Here is a 15,746-nt window from a genome sequence, read left to right as displayed (position 1 = left end):
GCTTACTTGCCGAAGCACTTGTCGCTGGCGAGCCAGTCAAGAAGCTCGGTGTAGAATTGCTTCTTGTGTTCGTGCGTAAAACGATTCGAGAAGTGGTCCAGACCTTCCATCTCGGTGTACTTATAGTCCTTGCCGTATTTTTCCAGCTCATCAACAAACTGGCGGCTGTGGATCACCGGCACACGCTCGTCAATGGCGCCATGCACGACGAAGATTGGAATGTTGACCTTTTCGACCTGCTTCTCAGGCGAAATGCCCTTGATTGTAGGGCGCTGCAACTCTTTCAGGAACGGGCTGTTGTGCAAGCCAGCATTCAGTAGTTCCAGATTGCTGACACCTGCTCCTGCGACAGAGCACTGATAAATGTTGTTGTCGCGCATAGAAGCAACAAAGGCCGCATAGCCGCCATAGCTCCAGCCAAACATGGCAAGCTTGTCTTTCGTAGACAGGCCCTTTTCCACCAGATACATGGCCGCATCATCAAGGTCATCCTGCATTTTCAGGCCCCAATTCTCGTCACCGGCTTTCCAGTGATCAAGACCATAACCTGTGGAGCCGCGATAGTTTGGCTGAATGACCACATACCCCCTGCTGGCCAGCAGCTGGGACCACTCATCATAGCCACCGGTCTCACGAACCCACGGACCGCCGTGCGGCAACACAATGCCGGGGTGCGGACCTTCGCTGCGTGGCACTGTCAGGTATGCATAGATGGTGCGACCGTCGCGGGCTTTATAGCGGATGTATTTCTTTTCCGCGAGGTTGCTCTTGTCCAAAAGGGGATATGTATCGCCGATCTTGATCAGCTCCGCTTTGTTTTTCAGCAGATAATAGGTGCCAGGTGTCGTGTCGGACGAAACATAGACCATGATCATATTGTCGTCGTCGGACCGGCTGTAAAGTGACACATCATCTTCCGGGAACAGGGCCTGTACCGCGTCATGAAGCGCTTTTTCCGCGGGATCCGTATAAAACCGGCGATATTCTCCTGCGTCGTAGGTATAGCCTAAAAGCTTGCCTAGGTTGTGTGGCTGGTTGCCGGTGATGATACCGCCTGCATCCACAGACTTCAGGCCGAACAGGCGTTCAGATGTCTGCTTAGTTTCCAGATTATAGGTGTAAATACCTGATTTATCCTGACCGTTATTGGCCCGGATGTAGATTTCATTCGGATTATCAACCGAAAAAGCGAGAAGATCAAAGTCATCCCGGGTTTCTGCGTCTGGTGTAACCGTCTTGATCAGTTGCCAATCGTCATCGCCCTTGAGGCGGGCATAATATTTGATCGATCCGGATTCGACCTCAAAGCCTGTGCCACCACGGATATCGCCGTCGAGGTCACTGATGAAGCCGCTAATCTTGGTGCTGCCACGGATGACTGTACGTGTGCGACCGTTATTGACATTAAATCGAACCACGTCAGGAATACGATTTTCATTCGCATCCATTTCTAGCAGGATTTCGTCCTTCTCGCTTCGGAGCCAAGACATCCAGCTGCTGCCATCAGGCAGGTATAGCCATTCGCCTTTGCCGTCAGCATCGACAATCGCGCGCTGGAAGCGGTAGTAGCTACCCAAGCGGTTCGGGCGATCCTTCTGGACGCGGAAAGTCATATACAAGCGGTCGCTGTTTGCCCATCCAACGGCAAGCATCTGCATTTTGTCTGAGCCAAGGCGCACTGGCTCTCTGTCCATCCGGCGAGTATCGTAGATATCCAGAATATAGTCGCCAGCAGCTGTAGTCGCACGCAGGACAGCAAGCTTCTTTCCATCAGGGGATATACGCGCATCCTGAATGATAGGCAGCATGGTGAAAGCCTCCAGCGGAATCTGTTCTTCTTCCGCGAAGGCGGTGTTGCCCGGCGCAGCTGTCAGTGACAGCACAGCGGCCAGAGCGAAACCGAGTTTCTTAAGCATTGAATCTCACCCCAATCTCTTCCCAAGGTAGAGGCCACAGCGAGCGAAAACGCGGGCCCTCAGGTGAAAATGGCTCCAGGAGAAATTCTCCCGGAGCCACAATCTAACTTAGCCCACAAGAGTGAGCTAAGACTTTTCTTAGAATGTTGCGCCGACGCTCATGAAGACAGAGCGGCCAGTCACGTCGTAGCCAACACCGATTGGAACGTTGCGCACGCTGAAGACGCCTGCACTGTCCACGCGAGGTGGCTTGGCATTGAACACGTTCTCAACACCAACGTTCACGCGGTATTTTCCGTTGCTCCAGCCAACCGACATGTTGTGGCGCATGTAGTTTTCGGTGTAGTAGACCGGACGACAGCCAACACCCAGGCCATCACAAGGAATGGCAGTGGTGTCGAAGTCTTCTGGGTTGTCGTTCTCACCGCCTTGGATCCAACGAGCATCCCAGTTGAATGCGAAGTCATCGTATTCAAGGGTCAGGAGGCCGCGAGCTCGCCAGTTTGGAGAGCCAGGCTCGCCAGCAAGGTCGTCAACGTCACCGAACAGCTCGAAAACGTTCTCGCGCTGGTTGGTTGCACGCAGGTCGAACGAAACGCCAAGCGTCTTGCTGCCAACTTCAAAGTCCTGCTGATAGTACATGTTGAAGTCGAAGCCTTTGGACGTATAACGACCAGCGTTCACGAAGGATGTGTCCAACAGATCGATGAAGCCGTCGGTGTCGCGTGAAATACGGCTACAGAAGCCGCTGGTTGCGTTCGGCTCATCCGGGTTGTCGTAACAACGGTTGATGATGAATGCCCGAGTTGGTTCTTCGATACTACCAGTGATCTCGATGTCGAAGTAAGTCACAGCGAGACGGAGATCGAAGTTGTCGAACCAAGGTTGCTCAAGAACAACACCAACTGTCTTACTGGTACTTTCTTCTTCTGTCAGGTCAAGTGCACCACCGGTGTTGATTTCCACAGAGTAGGAACCAAAGGTTACCGGGTTCAGACCAAGTGTAGTCGGATCAACACCGTCTGCACGACACGCGTCGAGAACGCGGTCAAGACGAGTGTCTTCTGCTGCATTATAAACCTGAGGATCGCCAGGCTGGCTGCCAGGCGCATTGACCCGAGCCGATTCAGGAACAACACACGGGTCAGAAACAGCGTTAAAGCCCGTGGTGCCATTCAGGAAGTGCTCACGCAGGTTTGGTGCACGGTAAGACGTGCCATAGCTGCCGCGGAAGGTCAGATATTCAACCGGACGGTACAGACCTTTTACAGCGTACGTGGTGGCCGGAGAATAGTAGCTCTCATCTGTCCAGCGCGCGGATGCGTCGATCGACAGTTCTTCTGCGAATGGCAGACCTTGCAGCAGGTCGAAGTGAGTTTCTGCATAGAATTCATGCAGGTCACGGGAACCGTCTGCGCCAGCGTCAGCAAACCAGCCGAAGAGCAGGCCGTCGGCTGCTACGTCGTTCGGGTTGGAAGCAATGGTGTCGCGGCGGAATTCGTAACCGAACACGATTGGAACAACAGTGTCGTTCCATGGCAGACGGAACAGGTCACCCGTCAGGAATGCACTGGCCATTGTCTGCTTAACAATTGTTTCCGAGTAACGCTCAACAAACAGGAAGTCTGCTTCCGCGGCGGTGAATGTACCCCCACCTTCTTGGAAGATGTTGTCACCGAACAGATTTACGGCAACACAACCGTTTGATGGATCGTTACAAACTACATTGCCGTTGCCGTCACGCGTTGCGTCAAGAGACTGCTCAAGACGAGGTGCGCTGATACCAAAGCGGCTGTTTGTACCTTTTGAGTAGCTATAGGAACCGTATGCGTCATAGGACCAGTTACCTTCGCCGAAATTGTCGAGCGCGCTGATGTTACCACGAACACCACCAACCAGACGGTACTGGTAGAGGTCGAAGTTCGCCGTATCACGGTCGCCGCGGATGTTCACAATTGGGGTCACGGAGGTTGGGCCAATTGGGAAACCGATCACGCCAAGACAGTCAACACCGTCCACACCACAAGGGTTGTACGGGTTGTCAGCGCCAACAGTTGGGAACAACTGGTAGCCAGCTGCGAAGCTGCTGTCATCACGCTGAGAATACAGGCCTTCGAAGTAGAAGGTCGTATCGTTTTCGTCCTGCAGGTTATAGTCTGCAGTACCCAAGATTGTCACACGCTGGGATGGTGTGATGAATTGGGATTGTTGCGCATAATCAGAACGATCAAATGCATAGAACGGGTCCTGGAAGTCGAAGTCCTTGAGGCCATCGCCATCCCAGTCAACGATGGCATAGCCATTGTCGTCTGTCAGGTCACCGTTTGCGTTGCTGTCAGCTGCTACCCAGTGAGGGAAGAAGCCGGCAAAGCCAGTCACGGACGATTCAGAGAAGTTAGGAATACCGTCCGACACACCAGGGATACCAGTGTTGGAGAAACCAGGCGTGTAGTAAACGCTGCCCCAGAACACCGGGATAGATATACGGTTGGTCAGAGGGAAGATGCTACAATCAACGATGCCACGGGACTCTGGGCCCAATGTGCGGTCGCCTTGGTAACGGTTACCCTGAGCGTCTTCATACTCATAGCCTTCACACTCGCCCATGTATGGGTTTTCGCCCACAGTCTGCGCCTTACGGTCATAGAATTCGGCACCGATCATGAAACTCGCGCGGTCCGTCTTCGTGCCCCACAGGACAGAAGCCGTCAGCTCTTCGCCGCCACCAGCGAATGGAACCTGGTAGGATGCATCGACCTCAAAGCCTTCAACGTCCTGACGCAGTTTGATGTTCACCACGCCTGCGATAGCGTCGGAACCATAAATGGTGGAAGCGCCGTCAAGCAGGATGTCATACTGATCAACCATGATACTTGGGATCAAGTTCAGGTCAGGTGATGTTGGCGCGCCACCGATACCAGCAGGCGCCAGACGACGACCGTTGAGCACAACAAGAGTACGCTCTGGGTCGAGGCCGCGCAGGCCAATCTGCTGCGAACCAGGACCGTTGTCGATCACGAAACCACCGAAGGTATTATCAATCTGAAGACCGGACGTTTGTACGGTGGACTGCAGAACGTCTGCAGCACTGATCAGACCGATTTCACGGGACTTCTGACCCGAAATAATCTGGATTGGGGAAGCGCTGGTAAATTCGCTGCGGCGGATACGGGAACCCGTAACAACCACCTCTACCAGTTCGTCTTCCATTACGCACTCGCCAGCGTCGTTGATCACTTCGTCGGCGGCGCATTGCGCATCTTGTGCCATTGCGCCGGACGTGCCCATCATGCCCGCTGCCGCAATAAGCAGTGAAGCCGTGCTGTATGCCAGCCGGTTCTTCAATAGCTCTGTGCTATTCATAAGTTACTCCTCCCAGAGATAAGTAGCGCCTGCCAGCCCCGACAGGCGCCCCTGACCTTTTGTTAAGGCTTCTAAAGTGTCGGTCCCCACAAATGGAGTAAAGCCAAAGATTAACGGATCATTAATTATGAAATCCAAGTGTGACAAAAATGTAACTTCTGAAACTAACCCAGACTAAACTTAAGGCGTATCCATGCAAAAAATGTTGTGATGACATTATGTTGCGACAGCTAGTTTTTCGTTCTCAAACCGGTGTAAGCACGCTAAAGAATTGGCAAAAGGAGGCTCTTTTTGAGTAACGCGCAGTTGCAACAGATCCTACAACAGGGCGGGCAGGCATTTGGTCAGGGCAACCTGGCAAAGGCTGAGCAATGTTGCCGTGCGATCCTCGCCCAGGTTGTGGCTGAGCCAAACGCTCTGCACCTCCTGGCCTTGATTCGGCGACGCCAGGGCCGGTTTGCAGAAGCAGAAAAGTCATTAAGACAGGCTTTATCCGGCCAGCCTGACAACGCGCAAATGCTCAATAATCTGGGCAACCTTTTGCGGGATATGAAGCGGCAACAGGAAGCCATCGGAGCCTATGAAAAGGCGGCCGCAGCGCAGCAAGGATTTGCCGAGCCGTTCTTCAATTTGGGGCTGGTCTACCAAAGTCTGGACCAGCATGATGAGGCAATTCAGGCCTTGGAAAAGGCTCAAGCCATCAATCCAAATGACCCGCGTTTCGCCAATGCTATTGGTATTTCCTTCAAGGAGACAGACCAGCTTGACAAGGCCGTTGAGGCTTACGGTCATGCGCTCAAGGTGAAGCCCGATTATTATCGCGCCCTCCATAACATGGGTGTGGCCCTGCGGATGCAGGACAGGCAGGCGGAAGCGCTGGATTATTATATGCGTGCCATGGCAATTGAGCCCAGGGTTGCTGAACTTCGGTACAACCTTGCAAATGCCCTTTATGAACTCGGCAGGTATGATGAGGCCGATGAACAATACCGCACGGCCATTGCACTCAAGCCAGATTTCCTGGATGCACATGAGACCCTGAACCAGATGTATTGGGAGCACGGCAAGCGCGACCTGTTTGCCAAGTCCTATCAGGTTGGGATCAAGAGCGCCCCGGATTCTGCGGAACTCCGGGAAGCCTATGTAAAGTCGCTGGAACTGGCGGGTAACCAGGAGGCAGCTGAAGCTATTGTTGATGAGGCACTCTCTGAGTTGGGCGGAGACGCGGGGCTGTTTCGCAGGAAGGCCCGCATTCTGGCGGCTAAGGGCGATGTGGATGCAAGCGTCGACTATTTCGACAAGGCAGTGAATGCTAACCCGGATCATCAGCCAATCCGCATGGACTTCTCTCGCCTCCTTATCCAAAAGGGCGAATATGAGCGTGCGCTCGGTCACCTGGAGGCGGCAGAGAAACTGAACCTATTTGACCAGGAGATGTGGTGTTATCGCGGCCTTTGCTGGCGGTTCCTGGGCGACAAACGTGAAGCTTGGCTCAATGATTATGACCGCTTTGTACAGCCGCAAAGGATCGAAACACCCGAGGGCTACGGGTCGCTTGAGGAGTTCCTAGAGGAGCTTGAGAAAACAGTGACAGATATGCATGTCACCCAGGTGCGGCCACTTGAACAGACATTGCGGGGCGGCACCCAGACGCACGGACGCCTGTTCTTCCGCCCTGTGCCTATCGTGCAGACCCTCAGGCAACAGCTGGAGAAATGCGTTTCGCGCTATATCTCCTCTCTGCCTGATGACGCAGAGCATCCGCTGCTCAGCCGCAAAAGCCAGACCTTCCGGTTTGCAGGTTCATGGTCTGTGCGGCTGACGAAAGATGGCTTCCATGTCAACCACGTGCACCCAGCCGGCTGGATCAGTTCGGCTTTCTATGTGCAGGTGCCTGAAAGCGTGTGTGATACTGACCAGGCCCATGAGGGTTGGATCAAGTTTGGTGAAAGTGGTCTTGCGCTTGGAGAGGGAAGGGAAGAAATCAGAAAGATCATCAAGCCGGAACCAGGGCTTCTGGCTTTGTTCCCGTCTTATGTCTGGCATGGCACGGTACCGTTTACGGACGACAGCGTACGCATGACCACGCCTTTTGACGTGGTGCCGACCTGAGCCCTATTTGTACCTGAACCAGCCAGTGATGGCGTAGCGCTGCTTGGTGGCATAGTTCGCTACATAGCTGACCGCATGATTCTGCGGCACGGTGAAGATATTGAGCGCATTGAAGCGCGGCAGGAATGCCTCTTCAATGTCCCAATTCTGGTCGTAGAACTGCAGGTAGCCGCCGAAATCCGGGTCCCAGTCGCGGGTGAAATTCAGGACAAAGGCAGCCACGCGAAATTCTTCGGTCACATTGTCTGTATGGAACTTCAGGAACTGGCCTGGGCCGTAGCGCGTGGCCTGGGCGTCGCCCTTGATGATTTCGGGACGGCCGGTGAGCGTGCGCATAAATTCCAGCACTTCTTCTGAATTGATGAACTCCAGAAGGCGGTCCAGAAGCGGCACCTGGCCCCAGCCGTTCATATAAGCGTCCAGAATAGGATAGCAGTTATAGGCGTACTGGAACCCGGTCCGCGCCCGGTCGTAAAGCGCCTTCAGGAGTTGTTGCTGCTCCTGCGGTGACATGCGCTGCATTTCTTCGGCGCGCAGGAACTGGCTTTCCCCGTTATTGTAGGCAAAGCCCCAGGGCACCTGCGTCTCCAGACAGGACGCAATTTTGGTGGCGCTCTCATCGGTCAGGATGTTGGGAATATGCAGGCGTTTTTTCCGAGCATAGTTCTTAGCCAGTTCGTCTACATCAAGTTGGCTGTTCAGCGAAAAGTCCGACATATCCACTCTTTTCCCTCTCTGGTGACTACAGGTCTTTTAACTTATGGCGGCCCATTGTAAAAGGCGAAGGCGGGCTTGCCGATGACTTTCCTGGCGACAAAAGGAAGCAGGCAGTCAATGGGACGATTTGGCTAAGGGAGAATCTTTTGACGATCGATCGCCTACTTGACCAGGCAGAAGGGCACCACCGGGCTGGTCGGCTCGACGATGCGGTAACCTTCTACCGGAAGGCGCTGTCGGTGTCTCCCGGGCATGCCGACGCCGATTACGGCCTGGGTACCGTGCTCATGCAGCAGAACAAGGATGCCGAAGCGCTATCCCATCTGGCGAGTGCAGCCCGGCAACTGCCCAGCGTGCCTGAATTCCAGTTCAATTTGGCGCTTTGCCTGGCCAAGGTAGGCCAGACAGAAGATGCCAAGGGCGCGCTTCTGCGGGCTGCGGCGCTTGCAGGCAACAACATCTATTTTCTTATTCCCATCTGTACCAAGATGGTGGAGTTGGGCTTGGCGGGTCAAGCCTACAACTGTCTGGACCGTTCGGGTGACCAGAGTCCCAAGGTGCGTATCCTGAAAGCCAAGGCGCTCGGGGCAACAGGCAATTGGCGCGGGGCAGCTAAAACACTGGCTGCCCTGACGGATGAAAATCCGGATGATCCCGTTGTGTGGTTCGAGCATGCAAAGGCATCCGGCTTTCTGCGAGATTATGACGATGCGATCGCCTCCTTCAGAACCTATATGACGAAAAAAGAGCCATCAGCGGAGGACTATCTGCGTCTCGCAGACCTTTTGCTGACCGCACGAAAGCCTGAGGCCGCTCAAGCTGAGCTTGAAAAAGCCATAGATGGCGGGATTGACCGGGCTGAAGCCCATCACCTTGCGGCCAAGTGCGCACGTCTTGAGGGCGATAAGGCGCGTGTGAGGAAGTTTGCCGATATGGCAATCGAACGCCGCCCCGCGTTTGGCCAAGCCTGGCAACTGAAATTTGAGGTTTCGCCTACCGACAAGCTGGCAGACCTTGCCGATACCTGCGTGGGCCTGGTTGGCGATGCGCGGGCTACGGAATGGGACCGTATCATGCTCGAGCTGACGGCAGGGCGAGCTTACGAGAAACTTGGCCGTTTTGGGGAAGCGTTTGAGGCTTTCGACCGAGGAAACCTCAAACATAAGGCATTCCTGGCGACGCGAGACTGTTCCTACGACAAGGAAGCAACCGTCGCGGAGCACGACAAGATTATCGCACGGTTCCCAAAAGGCGGAAATTATGCTGAAGCGCCTGCGCAGGAGGGGCGCAGGCCTGTCTTCATTCTGGGTATGCCGAGGTCCGGCACAACACTAGTTGAAAAGATTTTGTCATGCCTTGATGGCGTGGAGGCTGGAGGTGAAAACGAGGCAGTCGAATTTGTAGCCGCCCAATATTATTGGGACCTGGCGCAAGGCCGTATCGTGTGCCCAACCGAGATCGGTCCGGACAGTTTGGCGGACATGGCTGAGTCCTATTGGCAGAAAACGCCCCATACGCTGCCCGTTGTAACCGACAAGATGCCCCACAATTTCCGTCATGTGGGGTTGATCTGTCAGATGTTCCCTGATGCGCGCGTCATCTACATGCGGAGGGACCCAAGGGACGTGTGCCTGTCCATATACAGCCGCCTGTTTCCGGAAGCGCATGGCTATGCCGTTGACCTGGATTGGCTGGCGCATTTCTATGCCGAAAACATGCGGCTTAAAGATCACTGGAAGGCCGCGTTCCCTGACCGTGTGCTGGAAGTAGTCTATGAAGACCTGGTGGACGATCCCGCAACCCACACCAAAGCCATTGCAGACTTCTGCGGCCTTGATTGGCACGCCGGCTGCCTTGAGTTCCACAAGAGCAAGGGCACCAGCTTCACCTTCAGCGAGCTGCAGGTCAGGAAGCCTTTGAACAAGGAAGGCATCGGGCGTTGGCGGTACTATGCCCAGCAACTGGAACCGCTTGAGGCAGCGCTGAAGCGCTATGGAGTGCTTTCCTGATGGCGGCCGGGGAAACAGCCTGGACCACCTATTGGCATGCCAACCGGCTGGATAGCTGTATTGTGCGCCCGGGCCAGCAGGATGATGACCAAAAAGCCATCTTCGACTTCTGGCGGACGTTTGTTTCCGGTACGCCGGACGGGGGACAGATTCTTGATCTTGCCACTGGGAACGGGGCAGTTGCGTTACGTCTTGTCGAGGCGGCCGTTGAGCTGGGCCAGGACATATCAGTGAAGGCTGTCGATCTGGCTGACATCCGGCCTGAAATCTTCCTGAAGGAATATGGGGACCTGATCCGGTTGATCGAGTTCGAGGGGCAGGTTGATATCTGTGATTTGCCGTTTTCCGATCAGTCTTTTGATGGTGTTGTATCCCAGTTCGGCTTTGAATATGCGCCGCCTGTGTCGGCGGTTGCCGAACTTGCCCGTGTACTTAAGCCGAGTGGCACATTCCAGTTGCTGGTTCACCATAAGTCAGGGGCTTTGGTGGCGCCGAATGTGGCGCAAGTGAATGAAATTGACACACTGCTTCAGGCTGGTGGGCTGGTGGACTGTATTCAGGGGCTTTTGGCCGGTACGGTCCGAATGGAGCAATTGGAGGCTGAGGGTAGGCGCCTGCTCCAGCTTTATGACAACCAGTTGCCTCGGATCACGGCAGAGATATTCGCGGCTGTCAGGCAGCTGTTGACGCGTCAGGACCTTGACCTGATCGTTCGCGCTGAAGGTGCAACAGATATGCGTCGCCGGCTTGAGGCCGAGCAGGAACGCATGCGACAACTTGGCGATGCGGCTTTGGCCGAAAATGATGCGGCAGATCTGCGGCAGATCATGGCAGAAGCTGGTTTGCGGGATGTTTCCTATGAGCCGTTTCACGTTGGCGCGGACCAGGCGCTTCTTGGCTGGCAATTTGCTGGGCGCCGTTGAGCCGAAAATTTCATCAATGACATCAGAAAAGTAGCAGCCACTACAGGGCATCCTGTCTTGCTGCCCGGTCAATGCTGGCCCGGCTATTTCCTATGGCCAAAAAAGAAAGCGGCGGGCAATGCCCGCCGCTCCCGTGTTCTGATTAAGCCGATGGCTTAGAAGCGCACACGTGCACCCAGGAATACGCGCGTACCGATTGCGTCGTAAGTTTCTGGGAAGGTGTTTGCTTGCTCTTGGCTGTCACCAACAAACGTAGGCTTGTTGTTGAAGATGTTGCGAGCACCACCGTACATCTGCAGGTTCTCGTTCACGTCGTACGTGAAGGACAGATCGAAGTAGTTCTCAGCTTTCAGCGTTGGAACTGGCAGATCAGCGCGAGTCAGGCCCGCGTTTTTGATCTGGTCGTCTTCAACGCTGTCGAGCCAACGCCAGTTCAGCGAGAGCTGAAGTGGGCCGTTCGTCATCGTCGTACGCAGGTTGAAGCGGTACTGAGGATCAGGCTCGCCACAGGTGTTACCATAGGTGCCTTCACAATCGTTTACCGTACCTACGAACAGGTCAGGTGTAACTTCGTTGTTGATTACATGCGTACCAACAAAGTTGAAGTCGATGGAAGAACCGCCTTCGAAGAAGCCGAAGTCAACATCCATGCCGTAGGACATCTGGAGGTCAACACCAGAAGTCTTGATCTGACCGATGTTTGCGTTACCGGCAAACACAGTGTCAACGTTACCGTCAAGGCGACGAGTAACTGCCTGACAATAGATCGAGTTCAGGTCCTGAACAGTGTTGTAACAGATGTCCAGGATGTTGTTAACGCCGCCACCCAGGGTGGAGATAGCGTCATCGATCGTGATGTCGTAGTAGTCAACCGTCATGGTGAAGCCAGGGATGGCTTCTGGCGTGATCACAGCACCGAAGGTGTAGGTGTCAGCGCTTTCCTCGAAGAGGTCAGGGTTACCACCGAAGATACCTTCGATCTGGCCGTTTGCTTGGGTGAAGTTACCAGTCTGACCAGCAGGAACGCCAGTTGCTTCACAAAGCGAGATCAGGGTAGCAGATGGGCTGGCCGTTGCATCGGAACATGGGTCAGATGCGCCTGGGAAGCCGTTTGCGTTACCTTGGAACAGCTCAAGTACGTTAGGAGCACGTACCGCGCGCTGATACTGTGCACGCAGGCTGATGTCAGCTACAGGTGCCCAAGTCAGACCACCAGCGTAGGACCATACGGAACCTGCAGTGGAGTAGTCTGCGTAACGAGCAGCAAGGCTGGCTTCGAGGTTTTCAGCCATTGGAGCACCAGTGATGAGTGGCAGAGCCATCTCAGCGAACACCTCGTAAGTGTCAAAGCCACCTACAGTTGGCTCACCAGCGTTAAAGCCGAGAACGTCACCGGATGCCAGGAAGGTATCAGGCGTGAACGCGGATTCGTCTTTACGGTATTCAACACCGATTGCCAGACCAACTTCACCAGCACCAGTCCAGTCACCGAGCGTACCGGAAACGATACCCTGGATATTCTGGGTTTCGATCTGAGTTACGTTGGTTGCGGAGATGTTTACGAAGTCAACAGCTTCCTGGCTGATGTTGCCGGCACCGAAGATGTTCAGTGGTACACAACCGCCGGATGGATCCTGACATGCAGTACCATCGTCAGTTACTGCAATCGCTTGAACGAAGCGGGAAGCAGAAACGTCATTTTTCAGGAACTGGAAGTTGTCTACGCGAGCGTAGCTGTAGGATACATCGTAGGACCAGCCATCACCGATTTCGCCATCGAAACCAACGAGAATGCGGAATGCATCACGAGTGTCGAGAGCCTGACGTGGGCCGTTTTCAACCATACGACGGCCAACGAATGCGAAGACGTTCTCGTCTTCCCAGCCGGAGTTAGGATCGTTTGGATCAAGCGTACGCAGGCTGCGCCAAGCTTCCTGCACGTCAGCAGTGAAGAATGGGCTGTCTGGGTTGATTTCAACAGTGGTGAAGGCAGGCGTTGGAGCCAGCTCTTGCGGCACTTTGTTCGATACGAACGTAGCTTCCGTGTACATACGAACGCTGTCGTTGATCTGATAGTGTGCCATTGCAGACGCCATCCAGCGCTCTTGTGGGAGCTGCAGGAAGTTGTCTGGAGCGTAGTTGAAGCTGTCAGACGCTGCGGAGTAAGGCGCACCGGAACCGTCGCTGTTGAAGCGGCCCAGGAGGTATTCACCAGCAGTACCTGGGTTCACAGTTGGGCGAGTGAAGGTACGAGTGCCAGGGATACCGGAGGAGCCGAAGCCACCCAGGCCAGTGCCTGCACCATATGCTTCACCTGGCAGACGGTCTGGATCGCCGCCTTCGCCAAGAGCGTAAGTGGAGAACTTACGGTCGCCTTGCATCAGAGACTTACGCTTAGCGTAGTTCACGAACAGGGTAGCGTTACCGCGACCGTCAGCGAAGTTACCGCCCATTGTAGCGTCGATGTTGTACTTCTCAGCATCGCCGTGAACAGTGGTGTCGTACTGACCGGAAACTTCCAGACCTTCGTAGTCGTCTTTCATTACGAAGTTAACAACACCGGACATAGCGTCGGAACCGTAAACAGCGGAAGCACCACCGGTCACAACTTCCACACGCTCGATCAGCGTAGAAGGAATGGTGTTAAGGTCAACCGTACCAGACTGACGAGACTGGAGGTAACGGCGGCCGTTTACCAGAACCAGTGTACGGAAAGAACCGAGACCACGAAGGTCAACAGTTGCAGTACCGTCACCTGGGTTGTTGGAAGAACCACCAAAGCCTGGGATCGTTTGTGGCAGAGTAGCAAGTACCTGCTCAACGTTCTGTGCACCAGTCAGTTGGAATTCTTCAGCACCAACAGTAGAAATTGGGGAAGGAGCCGTCAGGTCGCGACGTACGATGCGCGAACCAGTTACGGTTACTTCTTCCAGGTCCATATCAAAATCGGAGTCTGCATCTTGTGCAGAAGCACCGGTTACGCCTGCGCCCAGCGCGAAGCTGGCGAGCAGTGTTGCGGCGCTGCCCATAAGGGCGGAGCGGCGCAATTTCATGAGTTCCTTAGACACTCTGCGTTTCCTCTTCTGTATTATTGCTTTCCAAGCACTCGGAATATGCGGAAATTACTTTCCGCCAATATCCTGTAGCCAGAATCTGTCCCTGCATGACAGAAAAGTTTAATATTCCCGATAGCTGAACTTTGGGATTAGCAAAATGGTGTGTCATTTGCGCCACAGACATAAACCATGGTTATATAGGGTGCCCTGAACGCCGCAGTGGCTGTATTTTTGCCGGTTTAACCCTCAAAAGTTGAGAATATTTAGTTTAGAGCGAAAGTTTTTCTTCGAGTGTTGGGTTTAGGAGAAACCGTTTCTCATCAGATGGTGGCGATGGCGGTTGAATACGGGGGGCGATGCTTCTTTTCAGGCAGCTGTGAGCTTGGCTGCAGTTGCAGTTGTTCGAGAGGCCGCAATTCTCACGGCATCAGGTGCAGTTCAGGAGAAAATCTCAATGAGCATAGGTGTTTAGTTTCAAATTGCAGTCGGGGCTAGCCTGGAACCGGCTGGGCAGAAGCGCCCTGGTTTTATGAGTTGACAGTTGCAGAAGCCATGCAGCCTTCCGAAAGGCATGCGAATCATTGCACTGGTGGACGCGTATGGCCCTTGATGCTTCTGGCGCGACCGTTTCTTTATGTGGCTTGCCTGCAACAAGTTGATTGAGCATCCAGCAAGGAAGCGCGGCGAAGGCTCCCTTGCTTTTGTACTTGGCTGCGGTTTAGTTGACGCGTTTGACCCGGAAGGTGCGGCGGGCAAGTTCTATTGTCAGCAGATAGCCACCAAAAGTTGTCTTATTAATATGCACGGCCATGCCTTCCTTGATGGGCCCGGTACGTCCACCGTCCGTGATCTGCCAGACCATGCCGTTGTTCAGAACAAGATATTTGCCACCAACGCGTGGCTCGATAACGCGTTTGATGGTGGTGTCCACCCGGTCGACGGTTCGCACCTCGGCATCGGCTTTGCCGAATTCTTCGGTACGCATGGCCTCCACCTCTTCTTTCCGCCGCTGTTCTGCTTCGGCCAGTTTGCGCTTCTCTTCCTTCAGAGTTCTGGCTTCTTCTTTTAGCTTCTTCGCTTCTTTGAGGCTTGCTGAAGCCTTTTCAAAGTCGAATCCGGCAGCGGCCTTGTCGAAGCAGGCCAGGCGCGATACATCATCCTTCAAGGTGACACATTTTTTGAATGTTTCCAGCTTGGGTGTGTCTTCCGCCGCGGCATTGTCTGCGGTTCCGCACAATGTCAATGCTGTGGCCACCAGAATGGTGGCGGCAATCCTGTTCATGAATGGTCCCCCTTGAACGTCGATACGTGTGACAGCCTTGTTATCTGTCTGCGGTTATCGCTCTCTCTACTTCGGCGCTCACGCTGGCGGGTACGTCAGCCGCGTCGACCGATGCGGTCTGTAAAATCTGTTGTTGCATCAGAATTTTGTCAATATCTGAGGCGAGCGTGGCTTGCACTTTCTGGAATGCCGCCAACTGGGTGCTATCCAACTTCCGGCCCGTTGGCAACTTCAGGGTCAGTGGGTTCGCATGGCGACCGTTCACAAGCACTTCATAGTGCAGGTGGGCAGCCGTCACCCGCCCGGTCGCGCCAGCATAGCCGATAATCTGGCCTTGCTTGACACGTACTCCGGCCTTGATACCTCGG

The 15,746-nt window shown here is 54.3% G+C and carries 9 protein-coding genes (1 of these 9 running past the window's edge); 3 read left to right on the top strand and 6 right to left on the bottom strand.

Annotated elements, in window-relative coordinates; translation table 11 throughout:
• Positions 1 to 2: 2 nt before the first annotated feature.
• A complete protein-coding gene (locus KORM41_RS15890; protein ID WP_068150385.1) occupies positions 3 to 1,916 on the bottom strand; it encodes an alpha/beta hydrolase family protein in 1,914 nt (637 codons plus the stop codon).
• Positions 1,917 to 2,054: 138 nt separating this feature from the next.
• The gene (locus KORM41_RS15885) at positions 2,055 to 5,279 is read right to left on the bottom strand and encodes a TonB-dependent receptor domain-containing protein (protein ID WP_068150382.1); all 3,225 of its coding nucleotides are present in this window, start codon (positions 5,277 to 5,279) and stop codon (positions 2,055 to 2,057) included.
• A 291-nt stretch (positions 5,280 to 5,570) separates the two neighbouring features.
• Between KORM41_RS15885 and KORM41_RS15880 the strand changes: the two genes are divergently transcribed.
• Positions 5,571 to 7,391: a tetratricopeptide repeat protein gene (locus tag KORM41_RS15880; RefSeq protein WP_068150379.1), complete on the top strand. Its 1,821-nt coding sequence runs from the start codon at positions 5,571 to 5,573 to the stop codon at positions 7,389 to 7,391.
• 3 nt (positions 7,392 to 7,394) lie between these two features.
• Here the strand turns inward: KORM41_RS15880 and KORM41_RS15875 are convergent, their stop codons facing one another.
• A complete protein-coding gene (locus KORM41_RS15875; protein WP_068150376.1) occupies positions 7,395 to 8,108 on the bottom strand; it encodes a 2OG-Fe(II) oxygenase in 714 nt (237 codons plus the stop codon).
• A 146-nt stretch (positions 8,109 to 8,254) separates the two neighbouring features.
• On the opposite strand from KORM41_RS15875, the gene KORM41_RS15870 reads away from it, so the two are divergent.
• Positions 8,255 to 10,117 carry a tetratricopeptide repeat-containing sulfotransferase family protein gene (locus KORM41_RS15870; RefSeq protein WP_068150373.1) on the top strand — a complete coding sequence of 621 codons (1,863 nt, stop codon included), beginning with the start codon at positions 8,255 to 8,257 and terminating at the stop codon, positions 10,115 to 10,117.
• Positions 10,117 to 11,040, top strand: coding sequence for a class I SAM-dependent methyltransferase (locus tag KORM41_RS15865; protein ID WP_068150371.1), 924 nt, complete (start codon positions 10,117 to 10,119; stop codon positions 11,038 to 11,040). The genes KORM41_RS15870 and KORM41_RS15865 overlap by 1 nt, the downstream gene beginning before the upstream one ends.
• A gap of 155 nt (positions 11,041 to 11,195) precedes the next feature.
• On the opposite strand, the gene KORM41_RS15860 is transcribed toward KORM41_RS15865, so the two are convergent.
• From KORM41_RS15860 to KORM41_RS15850, 3 genes are all read right to left on the bottom strand, one after another.
• A complete protein-coding gene (locus tag KORM41_RS15860; protein ID WP_197421205.1) occupies positions 11,196 to 14,108 on the bottom strand; it encodes a TonB-dependent receptor plug domain-containing protein in 2,913 nt (970 codons plus the stop codon).
• A gap of 706 nt (positions 14,109 to 14,814) precedes the next feature.
• Positions 14,815 to 15,378, bottom strand: a complete 564-nt coding sequence (locus tag KORM41_RS15855) for a hypothetical protein (protein ID WP_068150365.1) — start codon at positions 15,376 to 15,378, stop codon at positions 14,815 to 14,817.
• Positions 15,379 to 15,418: 40 nt separating this feature from the next.
• A protein-coding gene (locus tag KORM41_RS15850) for a M23 family metallopeptidase (protein ID WP_068150362.1) crosses the window boundary here: on the bottom strand, positions 15,419 to 15,746 show its 3' portion. The gene runs 1,157 nt beyond the window's last position; 328 of the gene's 1,485 nt are visible here — the last part of the coding sequence; its start codon lies off the right edge, out of view; its stop codon occupies positions 15,419 to 15,421.

It is taken from the genome of Kordiimonas lipolytica, from assembly GCF_001550065.1.
This window is presented reverse-complemented; position numbering and strand designations above follow the sequence as displayed.